The organism is Delftia sp. K82, from assembly GCF_002193035.1.
Classification (GTDB): Bacteria; Pseudomonadota; Gammaproteobacteria; order Burkholderiales; family Burkholderiaceae_C; genus Comamonas; species Comamonas acidovorans.
Window position 1 is genome coordinate 586,429 of the sequence record NZ_MYFL01000004.1, and the last position, 15,968, is coordinate 602,396.

Below are 15,968 nucleotides of genomic sequence, written 5' to 3' on the forward strand. Positions count from 1 at the left end.
CGACGGCGGTGGGTTCGAGCACGAACACGGCCTCCTACGATCCGTCGGGCGGCATCAGCCCGGTCAATCCGACGGCTGGTTGCACGACAGACTGCGCTTCCACGCCGGCGACTCCGGTCACGCCTGGCACGCCTGCGCTGTCTGTCACCAAGGCCAATCCCGGCAGCCTGGCTGTGGGCACGCCCTTCAACTACGCGTTCTCCGTGTCCAACGCTGCCAGTGCCTTCGGCCCCGCCACCAGCGTGACCATCAAGGACCTTGTGCCGGCAGGCATCAGCATCACGGGTGTGCCGACTGGTGCAAACGTGGCCAGCGCGACCTGCACGCCCAACACCTTCCCGTTTGCGGGTAACGGCAGCTCCGTGCTGACGTGTACGGTGAACTTCACTGCGGCAGTGGCGGCCGGTGGCAACACCAGCTTCAACCTGCCGGCTGTGCCGACGGCGGTGGGTTCGAGCACCAACACGGCTTCCTACGATCCGTCGGGCGGCATCAACCCTGTCAATCCGACGGCCGGTTGCACTGTGAACTGTGCATCGACACCAGCAACGCCGGTCACTCCCAGCACGCAGGTGCCGGTGGCTCCGACGCTGACGGTTTCGCCGACCACGGTGGGAGGCTATCCGCAGATATCCGGCACCGGCACGCCGGGCTACACGATCACGGTGAAGGATGGCTCGACGACACTGTGTACGGCAATCGTCGCGGCCGATCAGACGTGGAGCTGCACGCCAGGCGGCGGCTTGCCGACGCCGGGTCTGCACACGATCAGCGCGACCCAGACCAACCCCGGCAATGGCAACACCGGACCTGCCACAACGACTTCGCTCAACGTGCTCGGAACGACCTTCACGGGTCCGACAGCCACCGGGGCAGGCAATGCCACGGCGACCTTGAGCGGTGGTGGCGCGGGCTGCGGGTTCGATGTGTCGCAGTCGTCCTTCGTCGCGGCTGCGGCGGGTGCGCCGGGCCAGTTGAGCTTCCCGTACGGCAATGTGCACTTCGTGGCCCGCGGCTGTACGCCCAGCAGCTCGATCACGGTCAGCGTCACCTGGCCGGGGCCGGTGACCGGCATGGCGTACTGGAAGTTCGGTCCAGCGTCCGCAGGGGCGGCGGACTCCTGGTATCAGCCTCCGGGTGCGGTGGTGTCGGGCAATACGACCTCGGTGGTGGTCACCGATGGTGGCCAGGGTGATGACGATCGCGCAGCCAATGGCGTGATCGTGGATCCCAGCGGTCCGGCGCGTGTGGGTGCGGCACCGGATGCCACGCCGATCCCTGCGCTCGAACCTCGCATGCTCGCCATGGCCATGCTGCTGATGCTGGCTGCAGGCCTGTGGAATCTGCGCCGCAGACGCGGTTGACACACTGCTGAAGAGGAGCTGAACCATCGCCTGCCGAACCTGTTTCGGCAGGCGATTTCCATTGGGCGCAGGCACTGCATCCCGGCGGCTCAAGCCTGCCCGTAACCCCAGGCCGTCTTGCGGGCCTATCGCGCGTGCAACACGCCGTAAATGAGAACAATTTAGAATTTCTCGCTGATTGGCGCCTTCCGTCGACAAGTCCCGGCCAACGCCGCCCGGGGCCGATGCACAGGTGCTGCGCACTTTCATCTCTGCCCGCCTGCCTTCCATGCACCGTTCTGTCCTGATGTTCCGTTGCGCACCGCAATGGATTTCCGACCGACGCCGCCTGCTCGCCTGCTCCCCATGACTTTCAAGAAAATCTGGTTCCAGTTGCACTGGTTCGTCGGCATTACGGCCGGTACGGTGCTCATCGTCATCGGGCTGTCGGGCGCGGTGTTCTCGTTCCACGAGGAGATCCTGGGCTGGTTGAATCCCGGCACTGCCTCCGTGCCCGCACGCGATGCCGCGCCGCTGGCGCCGCCGCAGATTGCGCAGGCGCTGCGCGAGGCCGGCGAGCAGCGCGTGGTCCAGCGCATCACCGTCTTTGCCGAGCCCGGCCGCTCGGCCCAGGTGGCCTTCAAGCCGCCGGCCGGCCAGCGCCGGGGCCAGACGGTCTTTGTCGATCCCTACACGGGCGCGCAGCTGCCTGAGCAGCACGGCACGGAGTTTTTCGAATGGGTGGAGCGCCTGCACCGCTGGCTGCTGCTGTCGCGCGATGACGGCAAGCCCATCACGGGCACGCTGGCCGGCCTGTTGCTGATGCTGTCGCTGTCGGGGCTGTACCTGCGCTGGCCGCGCCGGCCGCTGTCATGGCGCACCTGGCTGACCTTCGACCCGGCGCTCAAGGGCCGCTCCTTTCTCTGGGGCCTGCACTCGGTGGCGGGCACCTGGGCCCTGGTGGCCTATGTGGTGTTCACCTGCACCGGCATGTATTGGGCCTTTGGCGTGGTGCGCAGCACGGTGGATGGCTGGGCCGGCGTGCCGCCGCGTGTGGCCGCTCCCGCGGCGCCGTCCTCGAAACCCGGTGGCGGCCGGCCTGAGCCGGCTGGCGTGCAGCAGCCCATCGACATCGCGCCCGGCTGGGCCGCCTTCGAGCGCATCGCCCATGGCTGGCAGTTCGCCCAACTGCGCCTGCCCGAGCGCGCGGGCCAGCCCCTGCAGATCAGCTGGCTGGATGCCGAGGCCGCCCATGAACGCGCGCGCAACCAGATGGCCCTGCTGCCCGACGGCGCCGTGCAGCGCGACGAGCGCTATGCCGACCTGCCCACGGGCCGCCGCGCCGTGGGCGCCATCTACCCGCTGCACATGGGCACCTATTTCGGCATGCCGGGGCGCATCTTCATGACGCTGGCCTCGCTGATCATGCCCCTGTTCGCCATCACGGGCTGGATGCTCTACCTGGACCGTCGGCGCAAGGCGCGCGCCCTGGCCAAGGAGCGCCAGGCGCTGATGACGGACCCGCCACCGTCCGCCCCTGCGGGCCAGGACACCGTGCTGGTCGCCTTCGCCAGCCAGGCCGGCCGCGCCGAGCGCCTGGCCGTGGCCACCGTGGCCGCGCTGCGCGGCGCAGGCATGGCGGCCAGCCTGCAATCCGTGGCGGCGCTGGATTCCGAGCAGCTGCGCCACCACCGGCGCGTGCTCTTCGTGGCCAGCACTTTCGGCGAAGGTGATCCGCCCGATGCCGCGCGCCGCTTTGCGCGCCTGCTGGGCGCGGCCTCGGGCTCGGCCCTGCCGCACCTGCAATACGGCCTGCTGGCGTTGGGCGACCGGCAGTACGCAGCCTTCTGCGGCTTTGGTCATGCGCTGGACCACCAGCTGCGCCGCCTGGGCGCGCAGCCCGTGTTTCCGCTGATCGAGATGGATGGCGAGCAACCTCAGGCCTGGAATGCCTGGCAGCAGGCGCTGGCTGGACATTTCGGGGCCATGCCGCCTGCATCGGATGCGCTGCCTGCGTCCGCTGCAGGCCCGCTGGCCGATGCCACGGCCTTTGCCGCATGGCCGCTGCAGGCGCGCAGCCTGTGCAATGCGGGCAGCCAGGGCGCCGGTCTCTACGTGCTGGAACTGTCGCCGCCCGAAGGTGTGGCTCCGCTGTGGCAGGCTGGTGCGCTGGCCGAGGTGCTGCCACGCCATGGCGCAGCCACCGTGCAGGCCTGGCTGGCCGCCCAGGAATGTGACGGTTCGGTCCCCGTGCAATGGCGCCAGCAGACCTGCACGCTGGGTGAGGCGCTGGCCGCCAGCGTGCTGCCGGCCCCGGGCGACATCGCCCCCGGCACCGCGCCCCAGGCCGTGGCCGATGCGCTGCGGCCCCTGCTGCCGCGCAGCTACTCGGTCGCCTCGCTGCCGCAGGACGGCCATGTGCGGCTGCTGGTGCGCCAGGCCCGCCATGACGGCGGCCTGGGCGTGGCGTCGGGTTGGCTGACGGCGCATGCGGCCCAGGGCACCTCCGTGGCCATGAGACTGGTGGAAAACCGCGCCTTCGAGCCGCGTGAAGAGGCAGGTGCCGAGCCCGATGCTCCGGCCATCTTCATCGGCAACGGCTCAGGCTATGCCGGCCTGCGCGGCCACCTGCTGGCGCGCATGCACGCAGGCCGCCACCGCAACTGGCTGCTGTTCGGCGAACGCCAGCGGGCCCATGACGGGTACTGCGAGGCCGAGGTCTCCGGCTGGCTGGCCGCGGGCAAGCTGCAGCGCGCCGACTTCATCTACTCCCGTGACCAGGCCCGGCGCCGCTACGTGCAGGACGCCCTGCGCGAAGCCGCCGAACCCCTGCGCGACTGGATCGCCGACGGCGCCGTGCTCTACGTCTGCGGCAGCGCCGACGGCATGGCCGCAGGCGTCGATGCCGCGCTGGCCGACATCCTGGGCGCTACCGCCGTCGAAGACCTGATCGTCGAAGGCCGTTACCGCAGGGATGTGTACTGAGGTGAAGCGCCGCGTCTTAATGCACAGCGCATGAAACTGGCGCGGCCCAAGTCAGGGACACCGAGGAAGGGCCTACGCCGGCCGCGCCGCCCCGCCCCGAGGGTGTCGTCCCCCTCCCTTGCGAAGCAAGTAGAGAGGCGCCGTGCCACGGGGGAAGGCGCGTAAGCGCCTCAGGGGGTGATGTACTTTTCCTGCCCGAGATTGAGCATCAACCGGTTCGCCCAGCCGAACAGCGCGGCCGAATGCAGCATGTCCAGGATTTCCTGGTCGGTGAGGCCGGCATCGCGCAGCGGCTGCAGCTGGGCTGCGCCAAAGCTGCCCGGCGCGCGCGTCAGCGCCAGCGAGGACTGGATGATGGCGCGTTCGCGCGCATTGGTGCCGGCCGTGTCCGGGTCGTCGAACATCTGGGCCATGACATCGTTGCGCTTGGCCAGCTGCTCGAAGCGCTGGGCGTGGACCGATGCGCAGTACACGCAGCCGTTGGAGCGCGAGACGGCCGTGGCCGCCACCTCGCGCTCGGCGCGCGACAGGCCGCCCGGTGCATACATGATGGCGTTGAAGGCCTGCGAGCGCTCCGACAGCACGCGCGGCTGGCGGGCCAGCAGCAGGTAGAAGTCCGAAGTGCGCGCCTTGGGGTGGCTCAGGTCCAGCACGGCCTGCTGCTCGGCCGTGGCTGTGGCGGGGTCGAGCACGGGCAGCCAGGACGTCCAGTCCAGCGTTTCGCTGGTGTAGCCGTTGCGGCGCAGCGGCTCGCCCGGTGGCGGCAGGTTGGCGGGGTGCACGAAGGGTGCGGAGGCGGCTTCGGCAGCCGGTGCGCTGGCCTGGCCGCCCAGCGCGTCCATGGCCTGCACGCCCGCGAACAGGCGCAATTGGTAGGCGATGAAACCCACCAGCTGGGCCACCAGCACGGTGTCGTCGATGGACAGGCCGGACTCGGGCATGGCCAGCAGGGCGGCGCGGTCGCTTTCGGCGGGGTGCAGGGCCAGGGTGCGCACAAAGTGCAGGGCCGCATCCAGGCGGGCGTTGCCGGTCTGGGCGCCGGGCTGGGCCAGCACGGTGCGCAGCGCGGGCGTCAGGGCATCGCCCAGGGATTCGGCACGCTGGCGGTATTCATCGGCCAGGGCCTGCACGCCGCTGACGCGGCATTGCTCGCTGGCCAGCACCAGGCGCTCGGCGCGCGACAGGCTGTCGGCCAGGCCGTCGCCCAGCAGCAGGTCCTCGCAGGCCTGGGTGGCAATGGCCACCTTGTCGCGCTGGTGGCGCGTGGCGAAAACGGGGGACTGGTCGGTCAGGCCGGCCAGGCGGTCGATGGTGTCGTTGACGGTGGTCATGGGTATCTCAGGTCTTGTCTGCCAGGGCCCGCACGCGGGCTTCGGGGTCGGCGGGCGTCCATTCGCTGCCGTCGAGCTCGGGCTCGGAATAGGACTGCAGCTGGGCGTAGTGGTGTTCCAGGTCCTCGCGGTAGAACAGCGAGGCCAGGCCCTGGGCCAGCTTGCGCGCGCCGTCGCTGATGGCGGGGATATCGCCCGACACCGTGCCGTGCGACAGCGCAGCCGGATAGCAAAAGCAGTGCACATGGTCCAGGCCGGGCAGGGCGCCGGGCGTCTTTTCCTGGAACTCGAACAGCGGGCCCAGGTCGGGCGAGTCCGACAGTTCCTGGTCCTCGGCACCCGCCTCGGGCACGAAGCGGTCGCTCCAGATGCGCACATGGGGCGCCAGGTCGGCGAACTCGGGGCGCTGGCGCCAGTCGATGGCAAAGCCGGTGGAGACGATCAGGAAGTCCAGCACGAACACGCCGCGCGGCGTGTCCACGCGCAGCCGGTCTCCGTCCTGCTCCACCTTCTGCACGGCGCAGCCCAGGTTGAAGTGGGCGTTGGCATGACGCGAGACGCGCAGCGTGCTGCCGTGCGGAGGTGGCACCTGCTGCACGTTGATGTAGTGGCGTATGCGCCATTTCCAGGCGTCGGGCAGCAGGAACTGGCCGTGCGTGAGGCCGGGCGTGCCCGAGCCCTTGGATTTGTTGATGCGTGGCAGGTCGCTGCGGCGCACCAGCAGGTCCACACTGGCGGCGCCGTTCTCCAGCGCGGTGGCCGCGCTGTCCATGGCCGACGAGCCCGCGCCCACCACGCCCACGTGCAGGCCGGCCAGGCGGCGGTAGTCGAGCACGTCGGAGGAGTGCGCCCAGCGGCTGCGGTCCACGCCCTGCATGAAGGCGGGGATCTGCGGGCCGCCCAGGCCGTCGCGGCCCGTGGCCAGCACCACGCGGCGCGCCAGCCAGGTGCGCGAGGCGCCATCGGCCGTCACATCGACCTCGACCGTGCCGTCGGCCTGCGGGCGGATGGCGGTGACCTGGTGGCCGTTGCGCACGTCGCAGCGCATCACGCGGCGGTACCAGCGCAGGTAGTCCATCCACTGCAGGCGCGGGATCTTGTCCAGCGCGGCCCAGGCTTCGCGGCCCCATTGGGCGATGAACCAGGCGCGGAAGGTCAGCGAGGGCAGGCCCAGCGCGGGGCCGGTCAGCTCCTTGGGCGAGCGCAGGGTTTCCATGCGCGCCGTCGTGGCCCAGGGGCCTTCGAAGTCCAGCGGGGCCTTGTCCAGCAAAACGGCCGCGATGCCCAGCTGGGACAGCGCGGCCGACAGGGCCAGGCCGGCCTGGCCGGCGCCGATGACCAGAACATCGTGCACGGGCTGGCCGTCGCGGGTGGAGGGAGGAATCCAGGCCTTGGCAGGCCAGCCCAGGGCGACGAGGTCGTCGCGCAGGCGTTCTTCAAGGGCAGCCAGGCCCGCAGGGGCCGGGGCTGCCGGTTCGGTCAGGGACATAGACTCACCAGGAACTCACGAGGAAAGGCGCGCCAGCGGGGCAGGGCCTGCGGGCGCGCGCGGCATCAATCGATGCTGATTTTCGCGTCTTTGACCACCTGCGCCCACTTCAGGCGGTCGTTGTGCACGGTTTTCTTGAACTGCTCGGGCGTCTCGATGCGGATGGCATTGCCCTGGGACTCGAAGCGCGCACGCACCTCGGGCAGCTCCAGCACCTCGCGCACGGCCTGGCTGAGCTTGGCCACGATGGCCGGGTCCGTGCCCTTGGGTGCGAAGATGCCGAACCAGATCGAGCTGTCGAAGCCCTTGGTGCCCGTCAGGCCGCTGGAGGCGATGGTGGGCACTTCCTTGATGACTTCCACGGGCTTGGCCGTGGTCACGCCCAGCAGGCGCACCTTGCCGCTCTTGTAGTGGGGCAGCACGGTCTGGACCTGGTTCATGATGCAGCAGGTCTCGCCGCGCAGCACCGAGGTGATGGCCTCGGGGCCGCCCTTGTAGGGCACGTGGACCATGTTCAGGCCCAGGCGCGCATTGAACTCGGCAAAGGCCATGTGCGTGCCCGCGCCGTTGCCCGTGGAGGCGTAGTTGTACTTGCCGGGGTTGGCCTTGATCTCGTCCACGAACTCCTTGAGGTTCTTGACGTTGATCACGCTGGGATTGATGGTCAGCACGTTGGACACATCGATCAGCGGCGCCACCGGCACGAAGTCGGTTTCCACATCGAAGGGCAGCTTCTTGTACAGCGCGGCATTGCTGCCGTGCGTGGCGGCCGTGCCGAAGGCCAGCGTGTAGCCGTCCGGCTTGGCGCGCGCCACGATCTCGCTGGCGATGTTGCCGGCCGCTCCCGACTTGTAGTCAATGATCAGGGGCTGGCCCAGGCGCTGGGACAGCGGCTCCTGCACGCCGCGCGCGATCACGTCCACGCCCGAGCCTGCCGGGAAGCCCAGGATCATGGTCACGGGCTGGTGCGGCCACGAAGCCGCCGAATCGGCTGCCACCGCTGCGGTGGAGCCGAAGACGGCCAGGGCCGCGGCGGCGGCGGGAATCCAGGAGCGGAAAAACGAGGGGCGCATGGTGTGCAGGGAAATCCGGTGAATCAATTCCCATATTTTCCTGAGAACTTAATGAGCCACTTTTATATGCATATGTTGGTATGAAGCCAGTGTGGGCATGGCCGCAGCGCTCAGCAAAAAGCCCGCCGATGGGGCGGGCTTCATGCCGGGCGCAAGCGCCCATCAATGGCGGTAGGGGTTGTTGGGGCGGCGGTCATGGCGGTCCGGCACGCCGTCGCGGTCACGGTCCCAGCGGCCGGGTGCGTAGCCCCAGCGGCCACCGTGCTGCGACCACACGGGCTGGCGGTACACATAGCCGGGACGCGCCTTGACCCAGTGGCCGGCTACCCAGGCATGGCGGTGGCCCTGCGGGCGCCAGTAGCCGGGTGCCCAGACGTAGCCGCGGCGCGGTGCAGGAACCGCCTCGTAGCGCATGGGAGGCGGCGCGCCGAACTGGACCGAGATGGCGGCGCCCGGCGCCGCATAGGTCACGTTGGCCTGGGCCTGCGCGGTGCCGGCCCATCCGGCCAGGGCCAGGGTGGCGGCAATCAGCGGTGTGCGAAGGGAAATCATGGCGGCTCCTTGTCCTTGGTTCATCGGGCTGGAGTCCTGGTGAAAGGAATCCATGACTGCATGGTGCAGGTCCATCGTCAATCCCGGGTTGCCGCGCCGCGAAGTCTTGCAATCTTGTGTATCGCCTTGGTGAAGCCTTGTTGCCAGGCGCTGCAGCGCGGGCTGCCGTCCTGCAGCCGCCGTCAGACAGTGCCTCTTCGAAGCGCCGTGAACGCCGTGAATTCCCAGCTGCGCATGGCCAGCACCAGGGTGTAGCCCTCGCGCTGGCCCGGCGGCAGGCGCTGGTCCTGCAGGTGCTGCTGGGAAAAGTCATGGGCCAGCCGCTGTATGCGTTCCACGAAGCTGGGCGCCAGATGGCGGCCGATGGAGCCGTGCACCATCAGCATGCCCTCACCGGGCTGGTCGAAGCCGCCGCCGAAGTAGTCGAGCACGGCGTTCTCGCGGAAGTACTCCATCACCGGCCCGCGTGCGCGCCAGCGGAAGGTCTTGGCCAGGCGCAGCCGGTAGCGGTTGCCGGGGCGCAGTTCGATGATGCCGATGCGGTCCAGCTGGGCCAGGTAGCGGATGCCTTCGGCCTCGGTCATGCGGTAGGTGGCCACGATCTGCTCCAGCGTCCACTGGCTGAGCACGCAGATGGCCATCAGCAGCAGCTTGCGGTCGGCGACCACGGCGTTCTCCTGCTCGGGCGTCATCTCCTGCAGCAGCGGTTGGCTGTCGGCCACGCGGCGCGCCAGGTCGGCGAAATCCAGGCTCAGCGCGCGGCAGATGGCATCGATGCGCGACAGCGGCATGTCGCCCTTGGCCAGCATGCGCTTGACGCTGGACTCGGCCATGCCCAGTGCGCGCGCCAGGTCGGCATAGGTCATCTGGGCGGCCTTGAGTTCCTTCTTGAGGGCGATGACGAGGTCGGCAGTGGTGCTCATGGGTAGCGATTATCGATACCCGAGGTGCTGGTTTGCGCGGCGGGTGTAGAAAAACGATGCTGGAAGGGTCGATGGCTCGCCACACTCCGCCTCACTTTTCACGAGGAGCAACACATGCCATCCGTATCGATTTCACCTGCCGCCGCCCTGCGCGCGCTGTACTGGGGCGCTGCCCTGCTGCTGCTGGCCGCCTGGCTTGGCCCCGCCGTGCCGCAGCCGCAGGACTTTCACGCGTTTGCCGACCAGCGTGCCTGGGGGGCGCTGCCCCATGCGCTGGATGTGCTCAGCAACCTGGGCTTTGCCTGGGCCGCCGTGACGGGGGCGCGCCTGCTGCTGGACCGGCGTAGCCAAGCGCTGGCGCCGGCCCTGCGCTGGCTGGCCGCGCTGTTCTTCACGGGGCTGGCGTGTTCGGCCATAGGCTCGTCCGTCTACCACTGGGCACCCCACGATGCCACCCTGGCCGGCGACCGGCTGGGCATGTCCATGGCCTTTGCCGGCATGCTGGGGCTGGCACTGCAATCGCGCATTGCCGACCGCGTGGCCGTGCGCGCCGCAGTGGCCATGCTGGTCGCCGCCGTGGCCTCGGTGCTGGTCTGGCTGCATGGCGGCAACCTGCTGCCCTGGGCGCTGGTGCAGGGCGGCGGCATGCTGGCGGTGCTGGGCCTGGCCTGCGTGGCGCTGCGCCATGGCGCGCTGGCGCTGCGCCTGGGCGTGGTGATCGCCTGGTATGGCGCGGCCAAGCTGCTGGAGTGGGGCGATGCGGCCGTCTTCGAGGCCACGGCCGGGCTGGTGTCCGGCCACAGCCTCAAGCATGTGGTGGCGGCGGCCGCCGCCCTGCCCGTGATCGCCGCGCTGCGTGCGGCCGGCACGGCGCGCATGACCAGTACGGGCACAATGTGCGCCGATGCGTGCGGCCACGGCGGCGCCACCAACCGTTGAGGGAAGACAAGATGTTCCAGCAAGAGACCGGCAGCCCGTCTGCCCCCACCGCAACGGCCGGCGCCGTGCCATCGGCCGCGCACGAGCACCCCAACCAGTTCGCCCTGCTGGGCCAGCGGCGCTTTGCGCCGTTCTTCTGGACGCAGTTCTCGGGGGCGGCCAACGACAACCTGTTCAAGTTCGCGCTCACCGTGATGGTGACTTACCAGCTCAGCGTCTCCTGGCTGCCTTCGGCCATGGCGGGGCTGGTGATCGGGGCGCTGTTCATCCTGCCGTTCCTGCTGTTCTCGGCCACCTCGGGCCAGCTGACGGACAAGTGGGACAAGACCCGCATGTTCCGCCTGGTCAAGAACCTGGAAATCGCCATCATGGCGCTGGCCGCCTGGGGCTTCATCCAGGCCAATGTGCCGCTGCTGCTGGGCTGCGTCTTCCTGATGGGCCTGCACTCCACGCTGTTCGGCCCCGTGAAATTCGCCTACCTGCCCCAGGTGCTCAGCGAGCGCGAACTGACGGGCGGCAACGGCATGGTGGAGATGGGTACCTTCGTGGCCATCTTGCTGGGCAACGTGGCAGGCGGCCTGCTGGTGGCCGTGCCCGAGGTGGGCCATATGCAGGTGGCCGTGGCCTGCCTGGCGCTGGCGGTGATCGGGCGGATCTTTGCGCAGTTCATCCCCAATGCGCCGGCCACCGACCCGCACCTGGTCATCAACTGGAACCCCTTTACCGAAACCTGGCGCAACCTGCAGCTGGCCCGCGAGCAGCCCGCCGTGTTCCGCTCGCTGCTGGGCATCAGCTGGATGTGGTTCTTCGGCGCCGTGTTCCTGGCCCAGTTCCCCAGCTTTGCCAAGGAGGTGCTGCATGGCGACGAGCATGTGGCCTCGCTGCTGCTGGTGGTGTTTTCCGTAGGCATTGGCACGGGCTCGCTGCTGTGCGAGGTGTTCAGCCGCCGCCATGTGGAGATCGGCCTGGTGCCGCTGGGCGCCATCGGCATGAGCGTGTTCGCCGTGGACCTGTTCTTTGCCTCGCGCGCGCTGCCGGCTTCCGAGCTGATGGGCGTGGGCGCCTTTTTTGCCCAGCCCGCGCACTGGCGTGTGATGGCCGACCTGGGCATGCTGGCCCTGTCGGCCGGCATCTACAGCGTGCCCATGTACGCGCTGATCCAGATGCGCAGCCAGCCCACGCACCGCGCGCGCATCATCGCGGCCAACAACATCCTCAACGCGCTGTTCATGATCGCCTCCAGCGTGCTGGCCGGCGCGCTGCTGGCGGCGGGCTTCAGCATTCCCCAGGTGTTCCTGATCACGGGCATTGCCAATGCCGTGGTGGCGGCCTACATCTTCTTGCTGGTGCCCGAGTACCTGCTGCGCTTCGTGGCCTGGGTGGTCTCGCGCTTCGTGTACCGCTTCAAGGTGCAGGGCGACGAGCACATTCCGGCCACCGGCGCGGCCATCCTGGCCTGCAACCATGTGAGCTTTGTCGATGCCGTGCTGCTCATGGCCGCCAGCCCCCGGCCCATCTACTTCCTGATGGACCACCGCATCTTCCGCGTGCCCGTGCTGGGCTGGCTGTTCCGCCTGGCCAAGGCCATTCCCGTCGCGCCCCAGAAGGAAAATCCCGCCACCTACGAGGCAGCCTTCGAGCGCGCCGCCCAGGTGCTGCGCGAGGGTGATCTGCTGGCCATCTTCCCCGAGGGCGGCATCACGCGCGACGGGCAGCTGCAGGAGTTCCGTGGCGGCATCATGAAGATCGTCGAGCGCGCCCAGGCCGATGGCCTGCAGGTGCCCGTGGTCCCCATGGCGCTGACCAATCTCTGGGGCTCGTACTTCAGCCGCATCGAGCAGGGCGGCGCCATGGTCCGGCCCTTCCGCCGTGGCCTGTTCAACCGCGTGGGCCTGAACGTGGGCCAGCCCATGGCCCAGGCCGAGGTGCAGCCCGCGCTGCTGCGCGAGCGCGTGCTGCGGCTGCTGGCGGCCTAAGAGGGGTTCTGTTCCTCCACCGTGAAGCTCAGGCCGGCATTGGCCTTGAGCCTGGCGATGAGCGCGTTGCCCATGGCGGGCGCCGTGGTCCAGATGCCGCCAGGCGTGTCCGGAGCGTCCTGCAGCAGGCAGACGGCTGCCTCGGTGATCATCTTGGACGTGGAGCCGTAGCCCGGATCGCGGTCGCCCTTGACGCCCACGCGCAGGCTGTGGCCGGCCGTGTCGGTGCCGATGAACAGCACGTCGTAGAAGCCCGATTCACGCTCTTCGCGCGATGGCCCCTCGCCAGGCTTGGGGCCGTCGTCCGCGCCCAGCGACTTGTCTGCCGCCACGGCGTTGGCCAGGGCCTCGCCCTTCTCGCCCGCGCCTGTGACCATCATCTCGTCGTAGACAAAGTCGGCGCCATAGGCATGGCCCAGCAGAAAGTTGGAGCGGTGCACGTTGCGCGTGTTGATGGCCGCCATCACGAAGGGCGCCACCCACAGGCCCAGCACCTCGTCCACCATGGGCTTGCTGCCTGAAGGCTGGCGCGGGCCCTCGAAGCCCGGCGTGAGCGAGAACGGATTGCGCAGCAGCTCCAGCACGCCCGGCTGGGCGGCGGCCGCCGCCATGGTGGCCTTGAGGCTGGCCGCCGTGCCGCCCGAGAACGTGCCCTTCATCTTGCGCACCCGGCCCCGCACGCGCTGGGCGGGCTGACCGAAGCGGGCCTGCATCTCTCGCTGCAGCATGAATACGCCCAGGTCGAAGGGAATGGAATCGAAGCCGCAGGAGAACACGATGCGCGCGCCGCTGGCCCGGGCTGCGGCCTCGTGGGCATCGATCATCTGGCGCATCCACGCTGGCTCGCCGCACAGGTCCACATAGTCCACGCCGGCGCTGGCGCAGGCGGCCACGAGTTCGTTGCCGTAGAGCTGGTAGGGGCCCACCGTGGTCAGGACCAGGCGGGTCTGCTCCATCAGCGCCTGCAGGCTTGCGGGATTGCCGGTGTCGGTCACCACCAGCGGGGTATCGGCGGGCGCGCCCAGCTCGTCGCGCACGGCCGCGAGCTTGGCGGCATTGCGCCCGCCCATGGCCCAGCGCAGGCCGCTGCCTGCGGGGTAGCGCCTGAGCAGGTACTCCACCACCAGCCGGCCCGTGAAGCCGGTGGCGCCGTGGACGACGAGGTCAAAGGGTTTGGTCATGGGAGATCTCCATCAATCAGCGTGGCGAACGTGCGATTGCCCGCTGCACTGCAGCCGGGGTGGGCGCATTGTCTGTGGCGCGTCGCAGGGCTCCTGTCGCCCAGGTGCCGTGCCCGATGTCCTGTGTGCTGGTGTCACATGCGGGAACTTTTTGGGGTGTAAACAACAGTCAAAAACTTGAAAAGTACCGTTTGAAGATACTCGATGGCCTGTGTCTGGCCACTGTTACGGTTGAATGCAGACACGCAAGTTACGTCTGGGCACCATGCGTCCCGTGTTCAACCAATGCCCTTGAGGGGCACCTCGGCAAATGTCCTCTTCTCCCATCGTCGTTCAGCGTGATACCCGGGCCTGGCAACTGCAGGTGTGGGTGTCGTTCGGCATTGCGGTCTCGCTGTGCGCCATCGGCCTGGCATGGCTGCCCGGCGAGCAGCTGGAGCAGGCCTTCATGGTGATGGGCTATGTGTTCTGCCTCTCGGCCGCCTTCGTGCTGGCCAAGTTCGTGCGGGACAACGAGGGCGGCCGCAGCGGCGCAGGCGACACGCCCATGTGGAAGCTGGTGGTCTGGGGCGGCTTTGCCGTGTCCATGGCGCTGACTGGCTGGGGGCTGGTGAGCATGGACATCAACGTGACCTACAAGGCCTTCCTGGGCGTGAGCTGGCTCTATCTCATCACCACCGCCTTCACGCTGGCCAAGATGCTGCGTGACCGCCACGAGGCCGACCTGGCGCAGGCCCGCATGCATGGCCGCCGCGAGGCCGCGCAACCGGCCGACGCCGAGTGATGTCCACCCCTTCCCCGCATTTCCAGGAGTCCAAGCAATGATGGTCAACCAATCCGTTTTCGCGCGCCTGCCGCGTGCCCTGCTGACCGCTGGTGCGCTGTGCGCAGCCCTGGCCATGGCGCCTGCCCATGCGCAAAGCGAGGCCTCGGTGGCGCTGTCCATGCTGCCCGTGGCCTCCGTGGTGGGTACGGCTTCGGTGGCTTCGACGGCCGCTGGCGCCGTGGTGGCCTTGCCGGCCGCGCTGTCGGTGGGCGGCGCGGTGCTGACCGTGAAGGCGGTGCAGGCCTCGGCCACGGGCACGGTCTATCTGCTCGAGCGTGCCTCCGACGGCGCCCAGGCCAGCGTGGAAGTGGTGGGGCGGGGCGCCTCCGCTTCGGCCTATGCCGTGGGCACCGTGCTGACCTGCAGCGTGATCGGCGCAGGCGTTGTCATCTCGGCGGCCGGCAAGGTGCTGGCCTTCATTCCCAACGAGATGGGCAAGGCCCTGCTGCACAACGAACGCCTGTGATGTCTGCCATGAAACCGCCTCTTTCCCCTTCCCCTGTGGCCCGTGCCGCCTGCCTGGGCCTGCTGCTGGCCGCCGCGCTGGGCACGGCCCATGCGGGCCGCAGCTGCGAGGACAAGCCCCTCACCCCCCAATCCCTGCAAAAGGGCCTGGAACTGGCCCAGCGCACATCCCAGGCGCTGGATGCCGAATATGCGAAGAACGGCACCCGCGTCGTGCTGCTGGCGCGCGTGGGCCAGGACCTGAGCAAGTACGACCTGCACTATTCCCACTATGGCTGGGCCTACAGGACCCCCGAAGGCCCCTGGCGCGTGGCGCACAAGCTCAACGAATGCGGCACGGCCGGCGGCCATGTCTACCGCCAGGGCCTGGGCGAGTTCTTTCTGGACGACCTGTGGCGCTACGAGGCCGGCGTTCAGGTGCCCACGCCCGCCGTGCAGCAGGCGCTGTGGACCTTTCTGACCCAGCCCCAGACCGTGCTGCGCCTGCAGCACGAGCCCTACAGCATGGTCAGCTATGCCTGGGGCCAGCGCTACCAGCAGTCCAACCAGTGGGCCACCGAAACCCTGGCCGCCGCCATGGAGCCGGCCACGGTGCAGCGGCGCGAGCAGGCCCAGGCCTGGCTGCAGTTCAAGGGCTACGAGCCCGGCGTGCTGGTGATTCGCGCGCTGTCGCGGCTGGGCGGGCGCGTGACGGCTGCCAACATCGCCTTCGACGACCATCCCAACGACAAGCGCTATGCCAGTCGCATAGAAACCGTGACCGTGGAATCGGTGACGCAGTGGCTGCAGCGCAGCCAGTTGGCGGGTCCGGTGCGCGTGCTGCCCTGAGCCGGACCGGCTCTTCCTCCGCCTGCGGTCTTCCTTGGCCGCAGGACACTGAAACAG

Annotated in this window: 13 protein-coding genes; 7 read left to right on the forward strand and 6 right to left on the reverse strand. The window is 69.0% G+C overall.

What is annotated here, in order from left to right:
* Both KDK82_RS26105 and KDK82_RS26110 read left to right on the forward strand, forming a co-directional pair.
* Window positions 1-1,364 (forward strand): choice-of-anchor U domain-containing protein (locus tag KDK82_RS26105; protein ID WP_306417405.1); only part of this gene is annotated, 1,364 nt, incomplete at its 5' end.
* Between the two features lie 345 nt (window positions 1,365-1,709).
* The gene (locus KDK82_RS26110) at window positions 1,710-4,328 is read left to right on the forward strand and encodes a sulfite reductase flavoprotein subunit alpha (RefSeq protein ID WP_088166621.1); all 2,619 of its coding nucleotides are present in this window, start codon (window positions 1,710-1,712) and stop codon (window positions 4,326-4,328) included.
* A gap of 170 nt (window positions 4,329-4,498) precedes the next feature.
* Here KDK82_RS26110 and KDK82_RS26115 read toward each other — a convergent pair whose 3' ends face one another.
* The 5 genes from KDK82_RS26115 to KDK82_RS26135 form a co-directional block, all read right to left on the reverse strand.
* Window positions 4,499-5,659 (reverse strand): peroxidase-related enzyme, encoded by a 1,161-nt coding sequence (locus KDK82_RS26115; RefSeq protein ID WP_088166622.1) that lies wholly within the window; start codon window positions 5,657-5,659, stop codon window positions 4,499-4,501.
* Window positions 5,660-5,666: 7 nt separating this feature from the next.
* Window positions 5,667-7,148 (reverse strand): SidA/IucD/PvdA family monooxygenase, encoded by a 1,482-nt coding sequence (locus KDK82_RS26120; RefSeq protein ID WP_063327671.1) that lies wholly within the window; start codon window positions 7,146-7,148, stop codon window positions 5,667-5,669.
* A 65-nt stretch (window positions 7,149-7,213) separates the two neighbouring features.
* Complete coding sequence (locus KDK82_RS26125; protein WP_088166623.1) at window positions 7,214-8,221, reverse strand: tripartite tricarboxylate transporter substrate binding protein; 1,008 nt, start codon at window positions 8,219-8,221, stop codon at window positions 7,214-7,216.
* A 162-nt stretch (window positions 8,222-8,383) separates the two neighbouring features.
* Window positions 8,384-8,773, reverse strand: a complete 390-nt coding sequence (locus KDK82_RS26130; RefSeq protein ID WP_012202466.1) for a YXWGXW repeat-containing protein — start codon at window positions 8,771-8,773, stop codon at window positions 8,384-8,386.
* Window positions 8,774-8,955: 182 nt separating this feature from the next.
* Complete coding sequence (locus KDK82_RS26135) at window positions 8,956-9,696, reverse strand: helix-turn-helix transcriptional regulator (protein WP_012202467.1); 741 nt, start codon at window positions 9,694-9,696, stop codon at window positions 8,956-8,958.
* A 114-nt stretch (window positions 9,697-9,810) separates the two neighbouring features.
* Here KDK82_RS26135 and KDK82_RS26140 point away from each other — a divergent pair, with 114 nt between their 5' ends.
* Together KDK82_RS26140 and KDK82_RS26145 are read left to right on the forward strand one after the other, a co-directional pair.
* Window positions 9,811-10,635 carry a hypothetical protein gene (locus tag KDK82_RS26140; protein WP_088166624.1) on the forward strand — a complete coding sequence of 275 codons (825 nt, stop codon included), beginning with the start codon at window positions 9,811-9,813 and terminating at the stop codon, window positions 10,633-10,635.
* 11 nt (window positions 10,636-10,646) lie between these two features.
* Entirely contained in the window at window positions 10,647-12,611 is a 1,965-nt protein-coding gene (locus KDK82_RS26145; RefSeq protein WP_088166625.1) for an MFS transporter, read from the forward strand.
* On the opposite strand, the gene KDK82_RS26150 is transcribed toward KDK82_RS26145, so the two are convergent.
* Window positions 12,608-13,792 (reverse strand): trans-acting enoyl reductase family protein, encoded by a 1,185-nt coding sequence (locus KDK82_RS26150; protein ID WP_088166626.1) that lies wholly within the window; start codon window positions 13,790-13,792, stop codon window positions 12,608-12,610. The two genes, KDK82_RS26145 and KDK82_RS26150, sit on opposite strands and share 4 nt — an antisense overlap.
* Window positions 13,793-14,102: 310 nt before the next feature.
* Between KDK82_RS26150 and KDK82_RS26155 the strand changes: the two genes are divergently transcribed.
* Genes KDK82_RS26155 through KDK82_RS26165 form a run of 3 tightly spaced genes read left to right on the forward strand, consistent with a single transcriptional unit; the run spans window position 14,103 to window position 15,911 of the window.
* Window positions 14,103-14,576: a YiaA/YiaB family inner membrane protein gene (locus KDK82_RS26155; protein ID WP_012202471.1), complete on the forward strand. Its 474-nt coding sequence runs from the start codon at window positions 14,103-14,105 to the stop codon at window positions 14,574-14,576.
* Window positions 14,577-14,613: 37 nt separating this feature from the next.
* Window positions 14,614-15,084: a hypothetical protein gene (locus KDK82_RS26160; RefSeq protein WP_012202472.1), complete on the forward strand. Its 471-nt coding sequence runs from the start codon at window positions 14,614-14,616 to the stop codon at window positions 15,082-15,084.
* Window positions 15,085-15,092: 8 nt separating this feature from the next.
* Complete coding sequence (locus KDK82_RS26165; RefSeq protein WP_179217982.1) at window positions 15,093-15,911, forward strand: DUF2145 domain-containing protein; 819 nt, start codon at window positions 15,093-15,095, stop codon at window positions 15,909-15,911.
* The last annotated feature ends 57 nt before the right edge of the window (window positions 15,912-15,968 follow it).

Coding starts and splice junctions, on each gene's coding strand:
- KDK82_RS26110 (WP_088166621.1), top strand. CDS start 1,710: ATGACTTTCAAGAAAATCTGGTTCCAGTTGCACTGGTTCGTCGGCATT.
- KDK82_RS26115 (WP_088166622.1), bottom strand. CDS start 5,659: ATGACCACCGTCAACGACACCATCGACCGCCTGGCCGGCCTGACCGAC.
- KDK82_RS26120 (WP_063327671.1), bottom strand. CDS start 7,148: ATGTCCCTGACCGAACCGGCAGCCCCGGCCCCTGCGGGCCTGGCTGCC.
- KDK82_RS26125 (WP_088166623.1), bottom strand. CDS start 8,221: ATGCGCCCCTCGTTTTTCCGCTCCTGGATTCCCGCCGCCGCCGCGGCC.
- KDK82_RS26130 (WP_012202466.1), bottom strand. CDS start 8,773: ATGATTTCCCTTCGCACACCGCTGATTGCCGCCACCCTGGCCCTGGCC.
- KDK82_RS26135 (WP_012202467.1), bottom strand. CDS start 9,696: ATGAGCACCACTGCCGACCTCGTCATCGCCCTCAAGAAGGAACTCAAG.
- KDK82_RS26140 (WP_088166624.1), top strand. CDS start 9,811: ATGCCATCCGTATCGATTTCACCTGCCGCCGCCCTGCGCGCGCTGTAC.
- KDK82_RS26145 (WP_088166625.1), top strand. CDS start 10,647: ATGTTCCAGCAAGAGACCGGCAGCCCGTCTGCCCCCACCGCAACGGCC.
- KDK82_RS26150 (WP_088166626.1), bottom strand. CDS start 13,792: ATGACCAAACCCTTTGACCTCGTCGTCCACGGCGCCACCGGCTTCACG.
- KDK82_RS26155 (WP_012202471.1), top strand. CDS start 14,103: ATGTCCTCTTCTCCCATCGTCGTTCAGCGTGATACCCGGGCCTGGCAA.
- KDK82_RS26160 (WP_012202472.1), top strand. CDS start 14,614: ATGATGGTCAACCAATCCGTTTTCGCGCGCCTGCCGCGTGCCCTGCTG.
- KDK82_RS26165 (WP_179217982.1), top strand. CDS start 15,093: ATGAAACCGCCTCTTTCCCCTTCCCCTGTGGCCCGTGCCGCCTGCCTG.